This window comes from Lishizhenia sp. (assembly GCF_057456495.1).
This window is the reverse complement of the sequence record NZ_JBVCPV010000019.1, coordinates 1-23,471: the sequence shown is the minus strand read 5'-3', so window position 1 is coordinate 23,471 and position 23,471 is coordinate 1. Positions and strand designations below refer to the sequence as shown.

The 23,471-nt window shown below is 37.3% G+C and carries 20 protein-coding genes; 7 read left to right on the top strand and 13 right to left on the bottom strand.

Annotation, left to right across the window (positions count from 1 at the left end):
- Positions 1-138: 138 nt before the first annotated feature.
- From AC22ZQ_RS02615 to AC22ZQ_RS02555, 13 genes are all read right to left on the bottom strand, one after another.
- A complete protein-coding gene (locus AC22ZQ_RS02615; RefSeq protein ID WP_318957012.1) occupies positions 139-1,056 on the bottom strand; it encodes a glycosyltransferase family protein in 918 nt (305 codons plus the stop codon).
- Positions 1,040-2,446 (bottom strand): O-antigen ligase family protein, encoded by a 1,407-nt coding sequence (locus AC22ZQ_RS02610; RefSeq protein WP_318957011.1) that lies wholly within the window; start codon positions 2,444-2,446, stop codon positions 1,040-1,042. The genes AC22ZQ_RS02615 and AC22ZQ_RS02610 overlap by 17 nt, the downstream gene beginning before the upstream one ends.
- Positions 2,427-3,707, bottom strand: coding sequence for a lipopolysaccharide biosynthesis protein (locus AC22ZQ_RS02605; RefSeq protein WP_318957010.1), 1,281 nt, complete (start codon positions 3,705-3,707; stop codon positions 2,427-2,429). Before AC22ZQ_RS02605 ends, AC22ZQ_RS02610 begins: the two co-directional genes overlap by 20 nt.
- Positions 3,708-3,849: 142 nt before the next feature.
- Positions 3,850-5,382, bottom strand: a complete 1,533-nt coding sequence (gene rny / locus AC22ZQ_RS02600) for a ribonuclease Y (RefSeq protein ID WP_318957009.1) — start codon at positions 5,380-5,382, stop codon at positions 3,850-3,852.
- Between the two features lie 81 nt (positions 5,383-5,463).
- Complete coding sequence (locus AC22ZQ_RS02595; RefSeq protein ID WP_318957008.1) at positions 5,464-5,742, bottom strand: cell division protein ZapA; 279 nt, start codon at positions 5,740-5,742, stop codon at positions 5,464-5,466.
- A gap of 5 nt (positions 5,743-5,747) precedes the next feature.
- Entirely contained in the window at positions 5,748-6,041 is a 294-nt protein-coding gene (locus AC22ZQ_RS02590; protein ID WP_318957007.1) for a hypothetical protein, read from the bottom strand.
- 298 nt (positions 6,042-6,339) lie between these two features.
- Entirely contained in the window at positions 6,340-7,620 is a 1,281-nt protein-coding gene (locus tag AC22ZQ_RS02585; protein ID WP_318957006.1) for a pyruvate dehydrogenase complex dihydrolipoamide acetyltransferase, read from the bottom strand.
- Positions 7,621-7,636: 16 nt separating this feature from the next.
- The gene (gene pdhA, locus AC22ZQ_RS02580; RefSeq protein ID WP_318957005.1) at positions 7,637-8,689 is read right to left on the bottom strand and encodes a pyruvate dehydrogenase (acetyl-transferring) E1 component subunit alpha; all 1,053 of its coding nucleotides are present in this window, start codon (positions 8,687-8,689) and stop codon (positions 7,637-7,639) included.
- 168 nt (positions 8,690-8,857) lie between these two features.
- Positions 8,858-9,400 carry an NADPH-dependent FMN reductase gene (locus tag AC22ZQ_RS02575; RefSeq protein WP_318957004.1) on the bottom strand — a complete coding sequence of 181 codons (543 nt, stop codon included), beginning with the start codon at positions 9,398-9,400 and terminating at the stop codon, positions 8,858-8,860.
- Between the two features lie 32 nt (positions 9,401-9,432).
- On the bottom strand, positions 9,433-9,711 hold the full coding sequence (locus AC22ZQ_RS02570) for a GNAT family N-acetyltransferase (protein ID WP_318957003.1): 279 nt from the start codon (positions 9,709-9,711) through the stop codon (positions 9,433-9,435).
- Positions 9,712-9,713: 2 nt separating this feature from the next.
- On the bottom strand, positions 9,714-10,253 hold the full coding sequence (gene msrA / locus AC22ZQ_RS02565; RefSeq protein ID WP_318957002.1) for a peptide-methionine (S)-S-oxide reductase MsrA: 540 nt from the start codon (positions 10,251-10,253) through the stop codon (positions 9,714-9,716).
- Complete coding sequence (gene msrB, locus AC22ZQ_RS02560; protein ID WP_318957013.1) at positions 10,246-10,707, bottom strand: peptide-methionine (R)-S-oxide reductase MsrB; 462 nt, start codon at positions 10,705-10,707, stop codon at positions 10,246-10,248. Before msrB ends, msrA begins: the two co-directional genes overlap by 8 nt.
- A gap of 192 nt (positions 10,708-10,899) precedes the next feature.
- Positions 10,900-12,303, bottom strand: coding sequence for a DUF4301 family protein (locus AC22ZQ_RS02555; protein WP_318957001.1), 1,404 nt, complete (start codon positions 12,301-12,303; stop codon positions 10,900-10,902).
- Between the two features lie 47 nt (positions 12,304-12,350).
- Between AC22ZQ_RS02555 and AC22ZQ_RS02550 the strand changes: the two genes are divergently transcribed.
- The 7 genes from AC22ZQ_RS02550 to AC22ZQ_RS02520 all read left to right on the top strand — a co-directional run.
- Positions 12,351-13,124: an O-methyltransferase gene (locus AC22ZQ_RS02550; protein WP_318957000.1), complete on the top strand. Its 774-nt coding sequence runs from the start codon at positions 12,351-12,353 to the stop codon at positions 13,122-13,124.
- The gene (locus AC22ZQ_RS02545) at positions 13,125-13,670 is read left to right on the top strand and encodes a cob(I)yrinic acid a,c-diamide adenosyltransferase (protein ID WP_318956999.1); all 546 of its coding nucleotides are present in this window, start codon (positions 13,125-13,127) and stop codon (positions 13,668-13,670) included. It begins immediately after the preceding gene.
- Positions 13,671-13,772: 102 nt separating this feature from the next.
- Entirely contained in the window at positions 13,773-13,994 is a 222-nt protein-coding gene (locus AC22ZQ_RS02540) for a DUF2795 domain-containing protein (RefSeq protein ID WP_090249729.1), read from the top strand.
- A 404-nt stretch (positions 13,995-14,398) separates the two neighbouring features.
- On the top strand, positions 14,399-17,764 hold the full coding sequence (secA, locus tag AC22ZQ_RS02535; RefSeq protein WP_318956998.1) for a preprotein translocase subunit SecA: 3,366 nt from the start codon (positions 14,399-14,401) through the stop codon (positions 17,762-17,764).
- Positions 17,765-17,934: 170 nt separating this feature from the next.
- Positions 17,935-18,810, top strand: coding sequence for a GTPase Era (era, locus tag AC22ZQ_RS02530; RefSeq protein ID WP_090249956.1), 876 nt, complete (start codon positions 17,935-17,937; stop codon positions 18,808-18,810).
- 1 nt (position 18,811) lies between these two features.
- Positions 18,812-20,119 carry a ribosome biogenesis GTPase Der gene (gene der, locus AC22ZQ_RS02525; protein ID WP_318956997.1) on the top strand — a complete coding sequence of 436 codons (1,308 nt, stop codon included), beginning with the start codon at positions 18,812-18,814 and terminating at the stop codon, positions 20,117-20,119.
- A gap of 484 nt (positions 20,120-20,603) precedes the next feature.
- The coding region (locus AC22ZQ_RS02520; protein WP_318956996.1) for a SprB repeat-containing protein at positions 20,604-23,471 on the top strand (2,868 nt) is incomplete at its 3' end.

Below are 23,471 nucleotides of genomic sequence, written 5' to 3'. Positions count from 1 at the left end.
GGAGAGTCATCTTGCAAAAGAGTTACAACACTTATGTCATATTTATCCTTATTCAAGTATTTCACAAATGAATTAATACGGTTCACTGCTACTCTGTTAAGCGGATAAAACCAAATACTTATGATTACAATGTGTTTTTTACTTGTCAAAATTTTTCTTTAAAGTTTCTATAAAATTGATGATTACATGGCGTGAATTGTAAGATTTAATACTTTTTTCAGCCAGGGTAACATTTGATTTTCCATCACGCTCCTCAACCCTTTTAAAAGCCTCTTTCAAACAAAGATTCAAGTTTTTTTCACCCTTCCAGTAAATCACATCATCATCGGGTTGCGTCCAGATACATTCCATTCCCATAGCTTTCGCCTCCATAATCATTTGAGCATTTCCATCATGTTCCGTTAAACGCAATAAAACAGCATGAGTTTTCATGAGTTGTTCCATTTTATTAGCTATTACCCAACCCAAGAAAGTGACATTTGACGGAGCTTCAGGAAATTTGTTTTTAGTCCCCACTATGGTAAACTCAACATCTGGATAATCAGAAGCCAATTTAAATACTTCTTTGATTCCGTAAAACACTTCCCGTCCATGACCAATATAACTTAAGACCTTAATACTCTTATAATCATAAACATTGGCCTCTTGTGCCGGACCAATAGATTTAAAAGGAAGACAATGTGCTTTCACACCAATAGAGTTTAATTCTTCAATCAACCAAGGCGCATCAGAATAATGTTCTGCACATTTAATATACTTCCAATTGATTGTTCCTTTTTTAGCTCTTTCAATCGCTAGACTTACATCTGTACCATGCCAATACATGATTAATGGCACATTCTTTTTAAGTATAAGATCTAAACTTTTACTATTCTCACTAACTCCTTTAAATGAAACAAAACCATCTAACGTAGATACACTTAACATTAACCGAATCTTTGACTTTAGTTCCTCATAGGTATTGTAGAAAACATACTTATTCTTAAGGTCAAAACTTTTTAGTTTCTGTGTTAATTCTTTGGTAAAAAGAGGAAGTCCATTAAAGCCTATTTTCATCCAATTCTAAATTTGGTTTGAATGCCACTAAGGTAATAATCGCAATAGCTAAATACGCATATTCATAACTTGAAAATTTACTGGGTAAATTACTTGCGCAAAAGATGAAGATTAAGGATATTAAACTTGCCATTCTCCTATCCCAGGTAATTCCATTGAACATAAATTTAACTATCCAAAAAGTATAAATCAATAGGAAGGAAATCCCTATCAATCCGTATTGAGAAATTATATCCATAACAAAATGATGTGAACCTTGCAATGAACCAACATAATATTTGTTTTGCCCAGTTCTAGTTTTGTATTGATATTGCCCAGGACCAATTCCAAAAATCGGTTCTTCTAAATAATATTGCAATCCATTTTTAATTAAATGAACGCGGAGCTCAGTACTACCTAAAGACCTTTTAGTTTTGGCGAATTTTAATCGCTTAATCATCAATTCACGATTATCTTCATTGAGTTTCTTTTTATTTATGTACTCGTAATTCCCAGTACTATCATTTACAATAAGAACCTCATTCAAAAAGTAATCTCTACTTTCTCCAAACTTGGGTCCTAAAAACCAATTAGCATTCAGCACAATTCCTAGTGTCATAGCCATCGCTATTATCAAGGTTAGCTTATTACTTCTTAACTTATCTATAAGTAATTCCTTGTTTAAATAAAACAAATAAAAGGTATATACAACCGAAGAAATAATTCCGAACTTTGATTGAGCGATATCACTGAAAAAGAAAAGTCCGATTAAAATTAGAAACTGCTTGAAAACGTTTTGTTTTAAGCGAGTATCTACTAAAACAATTCCCGCACTTACAACAAGAAATGCTGTAATAAAGTTGTTTGGATTCCCCCAGATAAAACGTGGTGCAAAGGTGAAATCTGAAATCTTAAAATCTAAAATTGTATCTATTCCTGTAGCCCAAATATGAATACCAGTAAAATATTCAAACAACCCAAAAAGTGTAAGCATGATAAAGAGTGTCCAAAACACTTTTGACAATAGAACGTAAAGCAATCGTTTTTGAAAATAAACGCGAGCATACAGTGCCACAACCACGGTTAGTGCCATCATAAGTAAAGACCTTACTTCTACAATGGCTAATGTAACCCCTTCTACATAAAACAATTGCAAACAGCTATACAATGCTAAAACAACAATTGGAGCCCCATATAACATTACCTTTTTATTGAAACCTACCTTTTTAAAGAAAATAAAAAAGCAAATAAACAACAGTATCATGCTTAAGTTAAGTGTGAATCCAGGTAAAGAGATACCAAACATTTTTGAACCCACCAAAACACTAAGCATTGTGAATATAAACAAATACTCTATTTTCCAAATTTGTTTCAACTCAGACTTACTTCCCTCACGCATTATTCCTAACATCTGCTTCTTTCACTAATTTCAATTTATAAATTACGGTAAAAAGCAGGAACACAGCCATACTCCAGCCTACCACATTGAAATATTCTAAATAATTATTAAACACACTTATAAATGGTAACAACCCAAACCCTATTAATTGAATTAAAGAGGCTCCTAATCCTAACCAGAAAAACGTTGCCTGTTTTTTTATAACTAAGGGTATGGTAGAAATTGGAGACGCTATGAAATTGATCATTAACCAAGGTGCAATTGCTTCTGCAATTTTACCACTCTCCCCCCATTCTTCACCAAACACCCAAAAGAACATTTGCTCACCAAAGACGAACACTAACCCAAACGGAACAAGTGACAATAAGGTTAGTAAAATAGTCGTCCTTTTTAATAGGGGGTATATTTCTTTTTTGGCTGCAAAACTCTCAGATGCTCTTTGGAAAAAAACTTGACCAATAGAAGCTCCAATAAACATCAACGGAACCCTTAACATTCTAAAAGAATGATCATAAGAACCAAAAGTCGCTTTATCGAACAATTCAACAATTAGATATGCCATAAGTAAATCCTTACCCGTATCAATAATAATATGCGGTAAGTTAACTTTTGGAAAATCCACATATTCTCTCATCAACACAAATCGTTTGGCCTTACTTGATTTATAATCAGGATTTTTTCTCTCCTTAAAAAAGTTAATAACAAATAATATTGCCGATGCAAATATTCCAAGCACAGTAGCTATAATTAGGCCTACAACTCCCCAATTCATTAACCCTGCAAAGATCTTGAAACCTGTAACGCCTAAAGCTTCTGTAATTTTCGAAGCAGAAATTCTTTTAAATGATTTGGTTTTAATCGCCCAATTAGTACCTATCATTCTAAATATGATACCAAAACAAGCCAATACCAAGGAAACTACAAAAAACAGTGTGTAACCATCCATGCCTGAGAACAAGTAATACGTTCCTCCGCCAACAAGGACTAATAAAAGCGTCAAACTACTTATCTGTAGAGCAATCCTAAATATTTGAAAACCATGGGCGTGAGACTTGGGTAAGGATATTGCTAATTCATAACGCGCAGAAGCGACAGAGGATACAAAAGTTGCCCACCTCACAAAATATCCTAACTCTCCTAATTCATCAGGGGAGAACAAACGCGTGATAACCGGAGTTAAAAGCATATTGATCAATTGCGCCAAGACTGTTCCTGAAGTGAGTAGCACAACTGATTTTACCAGTTCTGATTTTAAATTGATTCGTTTTAACATTCTTCCTCTTAACGGCTGCAAAGATAGGTTTATTATAGAAAGTAGCCTACTCTACTTCTTCTTTTCAAAAAACGAAAATAGGTAAATAAAAAAAGCCCTCTTACATACAGTAAAAGGGCTTCTATTAAGTGACTTTTGTTTTCTATTTTGCGTAGTTCACAGATCTCTTTTCTCTGATCACGGTTACTTTAACCTGACCAGGGTAAGTCATTTCTGTTTGAATCTTTTGAGAAATAGTAAATGATAATTCATCTGCTTTTAAGTCAGTTACCTTTTCACTCTCAACCATTACTCTCAATTCTCTACCTGCTTGGATCGCGTAGGCATTTGTAACACCATCGTAAGACAACGCTAAGCTTTCAAGGTCTTTGATTCGCTTGATGTAGCTTTCAACGATTTCACGACGTGCACCTGGTCTTGCACCAGAAACAGCATCACATACCTGAACGATAGGAGCGATTAATGACTTCATCTCTACTTCGTCGTGGTGAGCTCCAATTGCGTTGCATACATCTGGTTTCTCTCCATACTTCTCTGCCCACTTCATACCTAACACTGCGTGTGGTAATTCTGGCTCCTCGTCTGGAACTTTTCCTATATCGTGTAACAATCCTGCTCTTTTCGCCAACTTCACATTTAAACCAAGCTCTGCTGCCATAACTGCACAAAGGTTAGCTACCTCTCTCGAGTGTTGCAATAAGTTTTGTCCGTAAGAAGAACGATACTTCATTCTACCTACTGCTCTTGTTAACTCAGGGTGTAAACCGTGAATTCCTAAATCGATACAAGTTCTTCTACCTGTTTCAGCGATTTCCTCTTCTAATGATTTCTTCGTTTTAGCAACCACCTCTTCAATACGAGCAGGGTGAATACGTCCATCAGAAACCAATTGGTGAAGTGATAAACGTGCTATTTCTCTTCTTACTGGATCGAAACAAGATAGGATAATCGCTTCGGGAGTATCATCTACAATAATTTCTACTCCCGTAGCTGCTTCTAAAGCTCTAATGTTACGACCTTCTCTACCGATGATACGTCCTTTTACCTCATCAGAATCAATGTTGAAAACAGATACTGAATTCTCAATTGCTTGCTCTGTTGCTACACGCTGAATAGATTGAATAACGATTTTCTTCGCTTCTCTATTTGCATTTAACTTAGCTTCATCCGTAATGTCCTTGATGTAGGCCATAGCATCTGTACGCGCCTCATCTTTGATCGCTTCCATCATCTGCTTTTTAGCATCTTCTGGTTGCATTCCAGAAATACGAGATAATTCCAACACTCTTTTTTGCTGCAATTTCTCTAACTCCTCATTCTTCAACTCAACGGTATTGATCTTATCTTCTAAGGTCTTTTGCTGAGCATTTAAAGCTTTTTCTTTACGGTTAACCTCTTCAGTTTTCTTTGATAAATTTTTCTCTTTATTCTTGGTTCTATCTTCAGCAGATTGCAATTTACGCTCTCTGTCTTTAATCATTTTTTCATGATTCTCTTTCAAGTTTAAGAACTTCTCTTTCGCCTGTAAGATTTTGTCTTTTTTAAGGGCTTCACCTTCCGTTTCTGCCTCTTTGAGGATTTGTTCCTTCCTCTTTTTAAGGAGTACATTTTGCACCACAAAAGCGACTAACGCTCCGGCTACAACTCCTATTACTATTCCTATTATTATTTCCATAATTTATATTAAAAAAAAATCCCACCGCGTACAGCCATGTGCTGACACCTGTGGGAAACTATTATATATGAATACTGCAATTTACGCTAGTACATCCGCCAAATCATTCAACAAGGTCATCAGCTCCTTTTTATCTATATCAGATGCTGATTTCTCCCCATTTTCTACTTTGGTCGCTAATTGTAATGCGGTCATTGCAAGTAAATCTTGCATATCTTTTACGGCGTAGTTGTCTTGTAACATTTTAATGCTACTGTTAATCTTTTCTGCAGCAGCCTTGATTTTCTCCTCCTCACCTTCATTGATGGTAAGTGGATAATTTCTTCCAGCGACTACAACTTTTATAGACAACTTGCTCATTCTATCTATTGCTTCAAACGATTTATACAATCGTCAATTTCCCTTACTAAAAAGTCAATTTCTTCATCATTTACCTGCGCGGAGTTTGCTTTTGCTTCACTCTCTTTTAAAGCTACATTTAAATGATCTATTTGAGATGTTAGGTCCTTTACTTCACTTTGTTTGGTTTCCAAATTACGTGTAAGTAAAGCTACCTTATCTTGCAAAGACGCATTATCACTTTGCATTTTGGCCAATTCTGACTTCAATGCCTCTCCTCTTTTCTGGATTTCTTGTATGATAAGCTTTATATCTTGCATAAAATATGACTTACTACAAATGTAGCATTCGATTAATTATATTCAAAGTTTTAATTGTGAATTGTCGTGAAAAAAATTGAATGATTCCAAAGCTCCCTATTTACGGTGTAAGTGGTTACATAAAGCGTTTTATCAACCTTTAATTTCCATCGCTCTAAAAAAATGAAGTTATCCCTTCATTTCTAAGCTATTAAATGACAAAAAGAAACTTTCATATCCGTTTCAGGCAGACATAAAAAAAAAACGCCGCTTACAAAAATGCAAACGGCGTTTAATATGTTTTTAATAATGTTAGTGCTTACACCAACATCATTACTGGATTCTCCATATATTGTTTGAACGTATTCAAGAACGCTGCTCCAGAAGCTCCATCAACCACTCTGTGATCACATGATAAAGTTACTTTCATAACGTTTCCTGGTACTACCGCTCCATCCTTAACAACTGGAACTTGTTTGATACCTCCAATCGCTAAAATACAGCTATCTGGTGGGTTAACAATTGCTGTAAATTCTTCTACACCAAACATTCCCAAATTAGAAATTGTAAATGTATTTCCTTCCCAGTCTTTCGGTTGTAATTTTTTGTCTTTTGCAGCTTGTGCTAATTGCTTCACTTCAGCTCCAATTTCGCTCATTCCTTTAGAATCTGCAAAACGGATAACTGGAACTAACAATCCTTCATCAACCGCTACAGCAACACCAATGTGAATATGCTCATTTCTACGGATGAAGTCTCCCATCCAAGCAGAATTGATTGCTGGGTGTTTTCTTAATGACATAGAAACCGCTTTGATTACCATATCGTTAAAAGAAACCTTCACTCCTTCTTGAGAATTGATTGCTTTTCGAGAAGCAATAGCGTTGTCCATATCTATATCCATAGTGATGTAGAAATGAGGTGCTGTAAACTTGCTCTCCGCTAATCTTCTTGCAATTGTTTTACGCATTTGAGATACATTCTCATCTGTGTAAGACTCCTGACCTACAACTGCAGTTCTTGTTGGAGCTGCGCTTCCTGCTGCCGGTACATAAGGTACGTAGTGCTCAACGTCTCTCTTAACGATACGTCCGTTTTCACCTGTCCCCTTAACCAAGGCGATATCTATTCCTTTTTCTTCTGCTAATTTCTTTGCCAATGGAGAAGCAAAAATTCTATCTCCGTTTGGACTTGCAACTGGAGCTGCTGCTGGCTGTGGAGCTGGAGTTGCTGCCGGCGCAGGCTTTTCTGCTGCTGGGGCAGGTGCCGCTGCTGGAGCTTCCTCTTTCTTCTCTTCTTCTGCTGGAGCTGCTGCTGGCGCTTGAGAACCTGCATTTGCTAAAATCTCCTCAACATTCTCTCCCTTCTCACCTATGATCGCTAAAACGTCATTTACAGGTGCTGTAGCTCCTTTTTCTACACCGATGTGCAATAACACACCATCGTAGAAAGATTCGAATTCCATGGTAGCCTTGTCCGTCTCAATTTCCGCTAACAAGTCTCCAGAACTAACTTCTTCTCCTACTTTTACATGCCATTCTGCTACTACTCCTTCAGTCATAGTATCAGACAACTTCGGCATTAAAATTACTTCAGCCATTTTATTCTAATGTTTTTTAGTATTCTTTAATATAAGGGTAATCTTCTTGCATGTATACGTCTTCGTATAACTCTTTCCCTTCTGGGTATGGAGAGTTTTCAGCGAAGTCAATAGACTCTTGCACTTCTTTCTTTACCCAGTCTTGAATTTCTTTAATTTCTTCTTCTGTCAAGAACTTATTGTCCTTAATCACTTGTAAACAGTGCTCAACAGGATCTTGTGCTTGGTACTCAGCAACCTCTTCTTTCGTTCTGTATTTCTGAGGGTCTGACATAGAGTGACCTTTATATCTGTATGTACGGATATCTAACAAAGTTGGTCCTTCTCCATTTCTAGCTCTTGTTGCTGCTTCTTCAACTGCTTCATGCACTGCTTCTGGTGACATACCATTTACAGATTGAGAAGGCATTTCGTAAGAATCACCAATTTTTGATAGATCAGTAACATTTGTAGTTCTCTCTACAGAAGTACCCATGGCGTAGTTGTTATTTTCGATAATGAAAATTACTGGTAACTTCCAGTTCATTGCCATGTTAAACGTCTCGTGCAAGGCACCTTGACGAACTGCACCGTCTCCCATAGAAACGAATACACAGTTATCTGTCTCGTTGTACTTCTCAGCAAAAGCAACACCTGCTCCCATAGGAATTTGTGCACCAACGATTCCGTGACCTCCCATAAAGTTTTTCTCTTTATCAAAGAAGTGCATAGAACCACCTTTACCTTTAGAACATCCTGTAGATCTTCCGTAAAGTTCTGCCATTAAAACACGAGGATCAGTACCTAATCCAATTGGGTGGGCGTGATCTCTATATGCCGTCATGTGCTTATCTGTTGGACGAGAACCAGAAACAGTTCCTGCAACTACAGCTTCCTGACCGATATAAAGGTGACAGAATCCACCAAATTTTTGCTGTATATATAATTGACCTGCTTTCTCTTCGAATTTACGCATGAGAAGCATATCCTTGTACCATTTTATGTATTGTTCTTTAGAAAACTTTAGCTGATTTTTCGCAGCACTTTTACGTGTAGTTTTCTTTGGAGCTGAAGCTGATTTTGTAGCCATAATCATTCACCATTTATCTAATTGGGCAAATATAGAATTTTGTTTTTAATAAAAAGGAAAAAAATCCCCCACTTCAACACCTCTGTTCAACAGGATTCGTTGATTCCTAAAAAGCAATTATAAACTGTGGGAATAAGCAATAAAATACAGACCTAAAAAAAGAGTATACTAATCCTCCTTTATTTTTTCAAAAACCTCTTTTGCTGTTTCTTCAAATTGCTGCCTAAATTCAAGGTTTACTATCCCTTTTCCTCGTTCAAAATTTTCTTTAAACTTTGGGAGACTTAAGGTTGCTAAAACTTTTGCTCCATGTCTAGGAAAACGATTGGCTCCAAGTTCTAAAACACCCTTGGCTCCCCTAGCACCCGGTGAGGTAGACATTAAAAACATAGGTTTCTCTTGAAATACAGTTTCACCTGGAATTCTTGAACACCAATCTAAAATATTTTTAAATGCCGCTGTGTAGGCTCCATTATGTTCTGCCAGAGACAAGAGAATTAAATCGCACTTTTTAAATGTATTGATAAAACTGTAAGCAGCATTGGGTATACCTTTTTCTCTTTCATGATCTATACCGTACATAGGAAGGCTAAATTCATTCAAGTCTAAATAATGAAGATCGCATCCTTTAAAATAGGTGGAAACATGGGTGACTAAGGCTTTATTAATTGAATTTTTACTGTTACTACCGGCAAAGGCTAAAATTTTCATAAATAGGTTTTGGATTCAAGAAAGATAAAAAATTATTCGATTATATCTTGCCACTTTTCACTTCTTTGTTTTACGGCTTTTATATACCCACAAACAGCTTTTGCATTGTAGCCTTCTTTGGTGAGCAATTCAAAAGATTTCAGCACTAATTCCTTACCTATCCCCTTCCCTCTGTATACTTTCGGAACTTCAGAATACACCAAATGTAAAAGACCATCTTTTTCCTTATAATCAATGAATGCTTCTCCTCCGTCGTTTACCTTCAAGACAAACTTACATGCTTCTTTATCGTGGATAATTTTGTTTGCCATGCTTATTCTTCTTTTAATTTATCCGCATACATTTTTCTAAACTTCGCCAATTTTGGAGAGATTACAGCCTGACAATAACTTTGTTCTCCGTTATTATTGAAGTAATCTTGATGATAATCCTCAGCATCATAAAAAACACGCATTTCCTCTAATGTTGTGGTTACTGCATCGTCATATACCTCATTCATTTCTTGCAACACTTCAGTTGCTACCTCCTTCTGAGCAGCATCGTGATAAAAAATGCAAGATCTATATTGCGTTCCTACATCTGCTCCTTGACGGTTCAATGTAGTCGGGTCATGACTTGTCATAAATATCTGCAACAATTCTCTGTATGAAATGATGTCAGCATCAAAACGAACTTGAACTACTTCAGCATGCCCTGTTAAACCTGAACACACTTCTCTGTAGGTAGGTTTTCCTGGTGCAATCCCCCCAGTATAACCTGAAATTACTTCGTCAACACCTTTTAACCTACGCATAAGTGTTTCCACACACCAAAAACATCCACCACCAAAAGTGGCCAATTGCATATTACCCATTATTTTCTTCTTCTTTTAATAAACGTATACTTGCTGAATTCACACAGTACCTTAACCCACTTGGCGCTGGTCCATCTGGAAAAACATGCCCCAAATGCGAATCACATGTGTTGCACAAAATTTCTACGCGCACCATACCATAAGAAACATCTTTCTTATACGCCACAGCGTTCTCCTTGTACGGCTGTGTAAAGCTTGGCCAACCTGTCCCAGATTCAAACTTTATATTGGAATCAAACAATATCGTATCACAACAAACACAGGTATACTTCCCTGGATCATGCGCCTTACACAAAGCTCCTGAGTGTGGTGCTTCTGTTCCATGTTGCCTTGTTATTCGAAAGGTTTCAGCATCCAAAAGCTCACGCCACTCTTCCTCACTCTTCTCTACACGCTTTTCTGGTGCTGGCGCTCCATGATTAGCATACTTTATTACATCGTTCCAGTTGAGCATATTTTCTCCTTCTTTTTTGTTCAATCTTTTTCGTCTGATAAATCTCATTATTTACCTACTTCATGTAATCTAAAGTAAAAGTAAACATCGTACCTCAATAATTGTTGTCAATTTATTACTGAAATCACTTTTAAACATAAAAAAAGAGGTGCTTCAACAACACCTCCTTCAATTCAATATTTTCGTATGATTTTACTTATCTAAGTGAGAGGGGTCTAATAAATCTAATACCGTTTTTACAGGACTAAAACTTTCCGATGGAACTTCAACAAACAGCGTATTCCAATTGGCCATTCCTCCGTTCCACAGACCAGGGTTTTCTCTAAATTTTATATCTACTCCTTTGTAAGCTTTGTCGACTACAAAATACTTATCCTTGTCTACGTACTGATCTAAGTCTAACTTATTCCCCGCCAAATCTTGAGGATTCAGCACCATTAATACCGGATTAAAGTATTGAGATTGCACCATTTTATTGTACTGGTCACCTTTCGGGCTAATTTGAGCCTTCTCTACAATTTGTTTAGAAACACCCTTTTCATCTTCCACCCAAAATGGTCCTCCACCTGGTTGACCTTCATTTCGAACCATACCACAAACGCGCATAGGTCTATTCATAAATGCCAATAACTCTTCCTCTTCAAAAGCTTCAAAATCCTCATCCAAAGGAGCGAATTGATATTCCTGGTTCAATTTGGCTAAGGCAATTTTTGGTGTATTTGATTTCAACGCCTCTTGCATGTCCTTTTTGAACTCTAATAGGAGTCCGGCCATGTAACGTAAACTATCCACGCTTGTTTCTGATAAATTCTCATGTTGAACATTGTCTATGTTCTTCACAAAAATTAAATCTTCTTGCAGTCCATTTAAATTCTGTAATAAGGCACCATGTCCCGATGGTCTGGTCAAAATCTCTCCTTCGTCTGTTTTCACCACCGTACCATTACTATTAAATGCAACAGCGTTTGTAGATGGAGATTGTTCTGAAAAAGTAACATTTAAATTGAGCCCTGTTAAATGCTGTACACTTAATAAACTCGTAGTGATTTGTTCTTCAAAGTTCTTATTGATCGTGAAATGAAAATGTAATTCATCTTCTTTTAAACGTATAGCTTGTAGTACTTGCTCTTGAAAAGCATTTAAAATAAATCTACCGTTGCGATGAAAAGGAATAAGACCTTTGGGTAAACTTCCCAAATTCAATCCCTCATTTTCTAAAATAAACTCAATGATTTCTTCTACTTCATAATCGTATTTAGCAATACGCTTTTTCAGGTCGAAAGGCAACAATTCAAAAAAGGCAAACTTTTTCAGGTTTGAAAAAAAACGTTCTACCCTACCTCTATCTTCTTGTGAAGGAGAACTTAAAAAGTCGTATAAGAATTGAAACATACGCGAACCCGAACCCGAGGCTGGGATAAAAACCGCAGTTTTCAAATCTGTATCTGCATACACCGTTTTAAAGTAATTACGTTCAATTTTATTGTGTTTAATTACTCCATCATTGAGTTTACACACGCTGTGCAACTTAACTTCTGGGTGCTTACTAAAGACTTCTTCGCGCTGTTTTTCTATACTTTTTTCTAAATCAATCATTGGATTAGATAGCTATAAATTCTGTAATTTCGTCCTTTTCCGAAACTGTGAATATAGCAATTGAATTTATAAAATATCGTTTTCGCGCCAAAAGAAGACACGGTGTACATTCACCCTACGTCTATCGTTTGCAAGACGAAAGCTTCCGTTTTAACTTTTCTAATGATTTTTCACAACGTTTTAAGAAGCTTGAGAAATCCTTGTTAAAGAATAATACAGTGTTAAAAATTACACCCTATGGCGCTGGATCTAAAAAAGGAAATTCGAGCACAGAACGTTTAAAAACTATTGCAAAACGAGCACGTACCACACCCTCCTATGGCAAATTGCTTTTTCAACTAGGAGAACATATTAAAGCTAAACAGGTTTTGGAATTGGGTACAAACCTAGGGTTGGGCACAGCCTATTTGAGTCAGATCAGCACCCTTGAACAAGTAACAAGTATTGAAGGATGCAAAAACCTACACACCAAAGCCAAGGAAAATCTTAAAACTTTAAAAGTAGAGGATAAATGCACCTTACATTGTGCACCATTCTCTCAATATTTAGATGGAGATAATCAACGTTACGATTTAGTATTTATAGACGGTGATCATCGCTCTGAGGCTTTGTTTGAACTCCTTGAAAAATTGCAAAAGAACCTGCACAACGAAAGCTTGATTGTAATAGACGATATTCGCTGGAGTGAAGATATGTTTGATGCCTGGCAACAAATAATCAAAAAAAATGATTATCATTTGAGCATAGATTTTTTCCGCATGGGTGTAGTTGCCTTGAGAAAAAACCAAGAAAAAGAACATTTTATATTGAAAAAGAAATAGATGAAAGTATATACTAAAACAGGAGATAAAGGAGAAACTTCTTTGATAGGTGGAGTAAGAGTAAAGAAATACGATTTACGCATTGAAGCTTACGGGACAGTGGATGAATTAAACTCTTTTGTTGGAATTATTCGCGATCAGGAAATTAAAGAAGAATACTATAATCAGCTTATAGAAATACAAGACAGACTTTTTACGATAGGTTCTATTTTAGCTTCTGTTCCGAATTCTAAAATGAAACTTCCTGAATTGGAAGAGAAGGACATCACATTCTTGGAAGAAGCCATGGATAAAATGGATGAAGAACTTGAACCTATGCGTTCTTTTATTTTACCGGGTGGTCATACTACCGTTTCACATACCCACATTGCTCGTTGTGTATGTAGAAGAGCCGAACGTAACACCATAGCGTTAGCCGAAGAAGCAGAAGTTTCTCCATTAGTGATACAATATTTAAATAGATTAAGCGATTATTTATTTGTATTATCGCGTAAGTTGACCAAGGATTTAAATGCCAAAGAAATTCCTTGGAAACCAAGAATGTAATTCTTCCGTAGATAGAAAAAAGGCAAGTATGTAAGCTAAAATTTGGATTTATAGAAATAAAATTTACTTTTGCCGAAATTATAGACTTTTAAAACTTAAGATATGTATTGGACTCTAGAACTTGCTTCTTACTTAGAAGATGCCCCGTGGCCAGCAGCAAAGGATGAATTAATTGATTTCGCAATTAGAACTGGAGCTCCTTTAGAGGTTGTAGAAAACCTACAGGCTATTGAAGACGAAGGTGAGATTTACGAAAGCATTGAAGATATTTGGCCTGATTATCCGACCAAAGAAGACTTCTTCTTTAACGAGGACGAATATTAGCAAAGATATTTCCCGGTTCTTGATGAATCGGGATTTTTTTTGTCTTTTGCGCTAGGGATAGCAGCGGCAGCCCACAGCCCGAATTTATTCGGGTGAGAACTATAGCGAATAGCCCGCTCGAGCGCCCACAACCACTTTTTACCTATTATCAATTTATGAACTTTCTGTTCGCAAAGTTTTAATACCGACAACTTGCACCGCGATTTTGTCAGACAACCGTCACCCTTCACTTCTCAAACTGACGCCGCACTTTGATTTTTGGTAACAAAAGTGACAGAGTGTCACCCAAATGGAACTGGAATGGTTTGTGACAAGACGAGTGAAACGAATTAAAAAACAAAAGGACGTTCTAAATTTTAACAAAACACTATTTTTGGAACGACAATAAAAAATACGAAGCCATCATGCTTGGAGGAATATTAAAAAAACTATTAGGTGATAAATCTGTGAAAGACAGAAAAGACTATCAGCCTATTATCGATAAAACAAACGAGATTTTCGTTACGCTATCATCTATCAGTGATGATGAATTAAGAGCTAGAACCATTTCTTTTCAGGAGCAAATTGCTAAGGCAACTGCCGAATTGGAAAATGAAGTGGCCGGTTTAGATAAAAAAGCGAACGACCCTGCAACATCTGTAATAGATAAGGAAAGCCTTTTTGAAAGAATTGACAACTTATCTGGAGAGATAGACAAGAAGATAGAAGAAGTTTTAAAAGATATTTTACCAGACGCCTTTGCCACCATTAAGGAAACAGCAAGAAGATGGTCTGTAAACAAGCAGCTGGTTGTAACGGCTACAGACTTAGACAGAGAGCTTTCATTGAAAAGCGACGGTATTACCATAGATGGTGACAAAGCAATTTGGGCCAACAAATGGACAGCTGCAGGATCTGAAGTGGAATGGAACATGGTACACTACGACGTACAGTTGATGGGTGGAGCTGTGTTGCACAACGGAAACATTTCTGAGATGCAAACCGGTGAAGGTAAAACTTTGGTAGCAACATTGCCCGTTTACTTAAACGCCTTGGCTGGAAAAGGAGTTCACGTTGTAACGGTGAATGACTACTTAGCAAAACGTGACTCGGAATGGATGGGACCACTTTACCAATTCCACGGTTTAACGGTAGATTGTATAGACAAGCACCAACCGAATTCGGAAGCACGTAAAAAAGCGTACCGTTCTAACATTACGTTTGGTACCAACAACGAATTTGGTTTCGATTACCTAAGAGATAACATGGCAAGTGATTTAGGATCGCTTGTACAAGGAAAGCACCACTACGCAATTATTGATGAGGTGGATAGTGTATTAATTGATGATGCACGTACTCCGTTGATTATTTCTGGACCTACGCCAAGAGGTGACCAGCAAGAATTTGTTGCTTTGAAACCTTTGGTAGAAAAGGTGGTGAGTGCTCAAAAAGCTTTGATTACCAAAATCTTTGCAGAAGCGAAGAAAGAATTAGCTGTGATCAATTCTCCACTTGAAGACAAGAAAGCACAAAAAATTGCTTTAGAAGAAGGTGGTAAAAAATTATTGAGAGCTTACAGAGGTTTACCTAAGAATAAAGCATTGATTAAGTTCTTATCTGAACCAGGTGTGAAAGCGCACTTGCAAAAGACAGAGAACTTCTACATGGCAGAGCAAAACAAGCAAATGCCAATTATCGATAATGAATTATACTTTGTTATTGATGAGAAAAACAACACGATAGATTTAACAGATAAAGGAATTGACTTAATTTCTGGAAACAACGATCCTAAATTCTACATTTTGCCAGACATTGGTTCTGAGATTGCAGAATTAGAAAAGGCTGGATTATCTGCAGAAGAGTTAAGCGCGAAGAAAGATGAATTGATTAGAGATTACTCTATCAAGTCTGAGCGTATCCACTCTATTAACCAATTATTGAAAGCGTACACCTTATTCGAAAAAGAAGTTGAATACGTAATTCAAGAAGGTAAAGTAAAGATTGTTGATGAGTCAACAGGTCGTATTATGGAAGGTAGACGTTACTCTGACGGATTACACCAAGCCATAGAAGCGAAAGAAAATGTAAAAGTTGAGGCGGCTACACAGACTTACGCTACGGTTTCTTTACAGAACTACTTTAGAATGTACCACAAGTTATCGGGTATGACAGGTACAGCCGAAACGGAAGCGAAAGAATTCTGGGACATTTACGAATTAGATGTTGTGGTAATTCCAACCAACCGACCGATTGCTAGAGAAGACAAAAACGATTTAGTATACAAAACACAGCGTGAAAAATTCAATGCTGTAATTGAAGAAGTTCAACGATTAACGGAACAAAACAGACCTGTATTAGTAGGTACTACTACGGTAGAGATTTCTGAATTGTTGAGTAGAATGCTTCAGATGAAAGGTATTCAACACAATGTATTGAATGCCAAGCAGCACCAGAGAGAATCTGAAATTGTTGCTGAAGCAGGTAGACCAAAGGCAGTTACTATTGCAACGAACATGGCAGGTAGGGGTACCGATATTAAATTACAAGCTGGAGTAAAAGAAGCAGGTGGTTTAGCGATTATTGGTACGGAACGTCATGATTCTAGACGTGTTGACAGACAGTTAAGAGGTCGTGCTGGACGTCAAGGAGATCCAGGTTCATCTCAGTTCTTTGTTTCTTTAGAAGACGATTTGATGCGTAAGTTCGGTTCTGAGCGTATTGCACGTTTAATGGACAGAATGGGATTAGAAGAAGGTGAAGTGATTACACACAACATGATTTCTAAGTCAATTGAAAGAGCGCAGAAAAAAGTTGAAGAGAACAACTTTGGTAACCGTAAGCATTTGTTAGAATATGATGATGTAATGAACGCGCAACGTAAGGCGATTTACAAGAAACGTAAAAATGCTTTATATGGTGACCGTTTAGATTTAGACATCGCTAACATGTTCTACGATATGGCCGAGGCTATTTGTAACCAATACAATGCACCAGGTTCTTTCAAAGATTTCGAATTAGACTTGATGCGTACACTTGGAATTCAATCTCCAGTAGATGAGAAAGCTTTCGATTCTATGAAGAAGGAGGATTTGATCAACGAAGTTTACGACAAAGCACTTACAAAATACGAAGAGAAAAACGAGAAATTGGCACAAATGATTATGCCAACTATCGATAACTTATTCCAAGATCCAGCGAATCACGACAGACACATCAAGGTTCCATTTACAGATGGAAGACGTGGAATGGAAGTGAGCTCTACGATTAAGGAAGCAAAAGAAACAAACTGTAAGTCTATCATCAAGAACTACGAAAAAGCAATTGTTTTAGGATTGATAGACAACGAGTGGAAAGAGCATTTGAGAGAAATGGATGACTTGAAAGTAGCTGTACGTCAAGCACAGTACGAGCAAAAAGATCCATTAGTAATTTACAAAATTGAATCTTTCAACTTGTTTAAGGCAATGATGAATAGATTGAATGAGGAAACTACTGAATTCTTAGTGAAAGCGATTATTCCAGTTCAACAGCAAGTTCAGAGTTCTAACCAAGGGGTTCAAGCAGAGAATCACTACGACAAAGCCAAGGCTATTGATAGAGAAGCAAGCAACCAAACAGCTACAGCTCCTCAACAATTCCAAGGTAGTCAAGGTTACGACGAGGCAATGGCAAACTCGGCAAGACAAAGCGCTCCTAAACCTCAACCTGCAGTAGCAGAAAAGAAGATAGAGCGTAATGCACCTTGTCCATGTGGAAGTGGTAAGAAATACAAGCAATGTCACGGTAAATAAACACCGTACAACATACTTCAAAAAGGCTATCCAATGGGTAGCCTTTTTCATTTGAATTCATTGAAGTGAGGAATGAAATTGTAAAAACTACGCTTTGTTACCTCAGGCATCAGCAATAATTAATGTTAAATGAATTAAAATCCGTTTCTTTGTACTCGATTTTAGAAATTATGGCACACAAAGCAGGTTTTGTAAATATAGTAGGGAGTCCAAACGTTGGTAAATCTACCTTGATGAACCGATTAGTAGGGGAAAAATTATCCATTGTAACTTCAAAGGCGCAAACAACGCGTCATAGAATTCACGGTATTGTAAATGAAGAAGATTATCAAATCATTTTTTCAGATACTCCAGGGGTAGTAAACTCTGCCTACAAGTTACACGATGCCATGATGAGCTACGTGGAGTCTTCTCTAAAGGATGCGGATGTATTGTTATTTATTACCGACATTTTTGAAGATGAAATGAACCACAAAGCGACCTTGGACAGAATTAAGCGCTTAAAATGTCCTGTACTTTGTTTGGTGAATAAAATCGATATTAAAGATCAAGAGAAAGCAGCAGAGCGATTAGCATATTGGCAAGAACAGTTACCAGAAGCTAGAGTTTTACCTATTTCTGCCTTACACGGCTTTAACGTAGATGCAGTTTGGGAAATTTTGTTGGAATTGTTACCCGAGAACCCACCTTACTTTGACAAGGATGAGATTTCTGACAGACCGATGCGTTTTTTCGTTTCTGAAATCATCAGAGAAAAGATCTTTTTAAACACGAAAAAAGAAGTGCCTTACGCTTGTCAGGTAGAAATTACCGATTACAAAGACGAAGGTCACATCGTAAAAATAAGAGCCGTAATCATTGTTGAACGCGACTCGCAGAAAGGGATAATTATTGGTCAACAAGGCCGCATGCTGAAATACATAGGTATAGACGCACGAAAAGATTTGGAAGCATTCATCGGGAAAAAAGTATTCTTAGAAACTTTTGTTAAAGTGGATAAAGATTGGAGAGCTTCTGAAGGTAAATTAAAGAAATACGGATACTAAGATGAGTAACATTATTGCGATAGTAGGTAGACCCAACGTTGGGAAATCTACACTTTTTAATCGACTAACTGAATCGCGTAAGGCGATTGTAAAAGAGGTTAGCGGTGTTACGCGAGACAGAATTTATGGTCGTGGAGAATGGTGTGGTACAGAGTTTTCTGTAATTGATACAGGGGGGTACGTGCAAGGATCTGACGACATATTCGAAGATGAAATTGCAAAGCAAGTAAAGATTGCCATAGAAGAGGCTAACGTTATTATTTTTATGGTGGATGTTATGACAGGTATCACTGATTTAGATGATGCTGTTGTAAATATCTTGCGTAAGACGGATAAGAAAATCTTTATTGGTGCTAATAAAGTAGATAATACAGACAGAATTGGTTTGTCTTCAGAGTTCTGGGGACTTGGTTTAGGAAATGTTTATGACCTATCCGCTGTAAATGGTTCTGGTACTGGAGAACTATTAGACGATATCGTTAAAGAATTTGAACAAGACGAGGACATCGACGAAGAAGAAAACTTACCGAAAATTGCTTTCGTAGGTAGACCAAACGTTGGGAAATCTTCTATGATTAACGCTTTGATTGGTGAGGATAGAAACATTGTTACCAATATTAGTGGAACAACAAGAGACTCCATCAATACGCGTTACAATGCCTACGGATTTGATTTCGTTATTATAGATACTGCAGGTATTCGTAAGAAGGCGAAAGTTACCGAAGACATTGAATATTATTCTGTTTTACGTTCTATAAGAACCATAGAAAACTCTGATGTTTGTGTATTCATGATTGATGCAGAAGAAGGGATTCAAAAACAAGATTTGAACATTTTCTACATCTGTGAGAAGAACCACAAAGGAGTTGTAGTATTGGTAAACAAGTGGGATTTAATTGAAAAAGACCATACGACAACCAAGGCATTTGAGGAAAAAATTAGAGAACAATTGGCCCCTTTTAATAATGTGCCTATCATCTTTACTTCTGCCTTAACAAAGCAACGTATACACAAAGCTTTGGAAACAACGATGGAAGTATATGAAAACAGAATTCGTAAAATACCTACATCCGTATTAAATGATGTAATGCAAGAGGTAATGGAACACAATCCTCCACCCTCTGTAAAAGGTAAATTCATTAAGATTAAGTTTGTGAGCCAGTTACCAACCCATGCGCCGGCTTTTGCATTCTTCTGTAATTTACCACAATACATTAGAGATGATTACAAGAGATTCTTAGAAAATAAATTAAGAGAGAACTTTGACTTTGAAGGAGTTCCGATTAGAATTTTCTTTAGAAAGAAATAGAGATACAATAAATAAAAAAGGAGGCTGAATAAGCTTCCTTTTTTTTGTGCTTAATAATTCATTTTGAGTATCTATTTTCGACCCCAAATAGGAACTAAATCTTCTTTGTATTTGAATTGTTTCTTTCAATTTTGCTCATATCGTCATCAAATTGAATATTTATTTTTAATCAATACTAAGTCTTTCATTTAACAAAAATGTATCGTTTTGTTAAACACACACTAACACTCATGCGGGAAGCAAGAACTAAATACATAGGTAAACCACTTATGACCAACTAATTACACCGTTTTAAAACATGATATTTCTGTTGGATAATTGAAAAAGTTCACTTAACTTATAAGTAACTTTTACAATTGGATTATACACAAACGGCACTGGTTTTTCGAATTTTGAACCCTACAAACACAAAATTCCCTTCCATCTTCATACAGTGATCAACGTCCATTTTTGATTTGTATATAATACAATAAAACTTACTGCTATGAAACGAACGAAACCTTTTACAGGTTCCGTTGCTAGACCTCGTCTCTTCTATATTTTAGGGATGTTAACAGCAATGCTGAACCTAAATGTGATGGCTCAGTCATTACCAGAATGTGACGCTACTGTGCCACTTTTAACAGTCGACCTCTCTGATTATCCAGACAGTGTATATGTTTCACCAAGTATTGTCAGGACAGGACAATGTTGTGGAGAGGTATCTAACATTAATTTCATTTCCTTTTATGCCAAATTAAACCCCAATGTTGTTGCGGTAGAGATTGGTATTGAAGACGGAGCCAATCCTTCGGGTTCTGGTGTGTATCACTTTATTGATGGTGGTGATACTATTGTGGCTGGTGTTTGTGACACCACCGCTCCTGCCGGACAGGCAGTTTGTCTTCCGCCCTATATACAAGGACCTAATTATAAAATTGGATATGGTAAACCAGGGAACAATGAAAACACCTTTTTCTTAAGACAAATACTAAAACCTACTTTTCCCAATGATGATTCTACAAGAGTAGGATGTAGCTTACCTGTAAATATTTTTGGATTGGATTCAATAACTATTTCTGCTGTAAATTCCTCAGATGGAGCAGTTGACTTAGCCCTTTATGATTCATACTTGAGTTGTTTAGACTGTAATAGTCCTTTCTTTGAACCTTTAGCAGGAGCTCCCGAATGGATAGATTATGTAATTACAGGAACACAACAGGTATCTCTTGAATGTGGTTCTTACGAAACCATAGATACTGTTAGACTCTACACCTTTGATGCTTTAGCAGCATCATACTCCCCTAACCCTGCAGAAATTTGTGAAGGTGGAGATGTGTTGGTTACTGCAAGTGTTTCTGGCGGTTTTGGTGAATACACTATAGACTGGATAAACGATATGAACGACACCCTTGCTACAGATTCTACTTACCTCTTTAACGCACAAGGATCTTATGCAGCAAGAATTAGTGACGGTTTAAATAGCCCAACATGTCCCTCATTTAATTTACCGGTTTCTATTATCGAAAGTCAACCCCCAACGGTTGACGCCGGTGAGGATCAAATTCTCTGTGCTACAAATCCTGATGCTTTCTTAGAAGGAAGTTCAGCGAACACCACCTCCGTACTTTGGTCTGGAGGAGCAGGATCGTTTGCGCCGAGCAACACCTCAATTATAGCAACATACAGCCCCACTGCAGCAGAAATTGCCGCTGGAAGTGTAGAATTATATTTAGAATCAACAGGTGCTGGTGGCGGATGTGCCAACACCTCCGATACGGTGGTCATTCGTTTTTCTGACACCATAATGGCAGATCCTTTCTACGCTCCTATTGCTTGTTTAGATGGAACTACCACACTAGAAGCAGGAGTATCTGGAGGGATTCAACCCTATTCATATGCTTGGTCTACAGGCTCTATAGCCCCCTCAATTATAGTATCTTCAGGAACTTACAGTGTAACCGTTACAGATTCTATAGGATGTTCTGTAGAAAGTGCTATTCAAGTGGTAGAACCACCTGCATTACAACTTTCTATTTCAAGTACAAATACAAGTTCGGATACAACCTGTGATGGTACTGCGACTGTGGTAATATCAGGTGGTACGGCTCCATACACACAAGTTTGGTCAAACGGTGATTTTAATTTAACGGCTGACTCTTTATGTTATGGAATTGCAACAGTTACGGTAACGGACGCCAATGGTTGTGTTACCACTGGAAGTGTTGTGGTAAACAACCCTACTTGTTCTGGATTACAAATAACGGCAAGTAATACGAATTTAGAGTGTTACGGTGATGGAGATGCTGAGGCAACCTCATTTGTAACAGGAGGTACTCCTCCCTATTCGTACACGTGGAATACAGTTCCTGTTCAAAATACAGCAAACGCTACAAATTTAAGTGCAGGTACCTATACTGTTACTGTTACTGATGATTTGGGATGTATCGACTTAGCAAGTGTTGATGTTTTTCAACCTAGTCTCATTACCAATACAATAACGAGTATTAATGCAACTACCATAGGAGGTACGGATGGTGAAGCAACAGCAAATCCTGCCGGTGGTACACCTGGTTATACATATACTTGGACGCCAACAAATCAAATCACACAAACCGCAACGAATTTATCTGCGGGTACCTACTTTGTTGAAATTCTCGATGCTAATTCTTGTGTGAAAGAAGACAGTATTTATATCAATGAACCTCCTTGTGTAAACTTTAAAATAAGTGTACTTACACAAAATATAAGTTGTTTTGGTTTAACAGATGGTGGAGCAACCCTCTTCATCTCCCAAGCCACTGCGCCATATACAATTAACTGGTCGAGTGGTCAAACAGATGTTGAATCTGTTACCGGTCTTGCAGCTGGAGATTATGATGTATCTGTTACGGATGCTCAAGGATGTACAACTTTCAAAACCTTTACAATCGCTCAACCCGAAGAACTTTCGGTAGCACTTGTCCCTACTAATTCAGTATGTTTTGGTGATGACAACGCAACGATAGACTTAACTGTTCTGGGAGGAGTTTTCCCTTATACTTATGATTGGACAGCTGACGGATCACCGGTAGCACAAACCCAGGATATCGTATTACTTTCTCCGAATACCTACGTGATAGAAGTTACAGATGCCAATGGCTGTACAATTACAGACAGTACTGGTGTAGATGAACCAGATAGACTAATTACAACCTTCGAGGTTAGTGACATTACATGTAGAGATAGCGACGATGGTTTTATAGACCTTACAAATACAGGTGGTATACTTCCATACAGTTATGCTTGGACAGGTCCAAATGGCTTTACAAGTAATCTCGAGGATGTTAATTCCTTGGAAGTAGGTCTATACGAGGTAGAAGTTACGGATGCT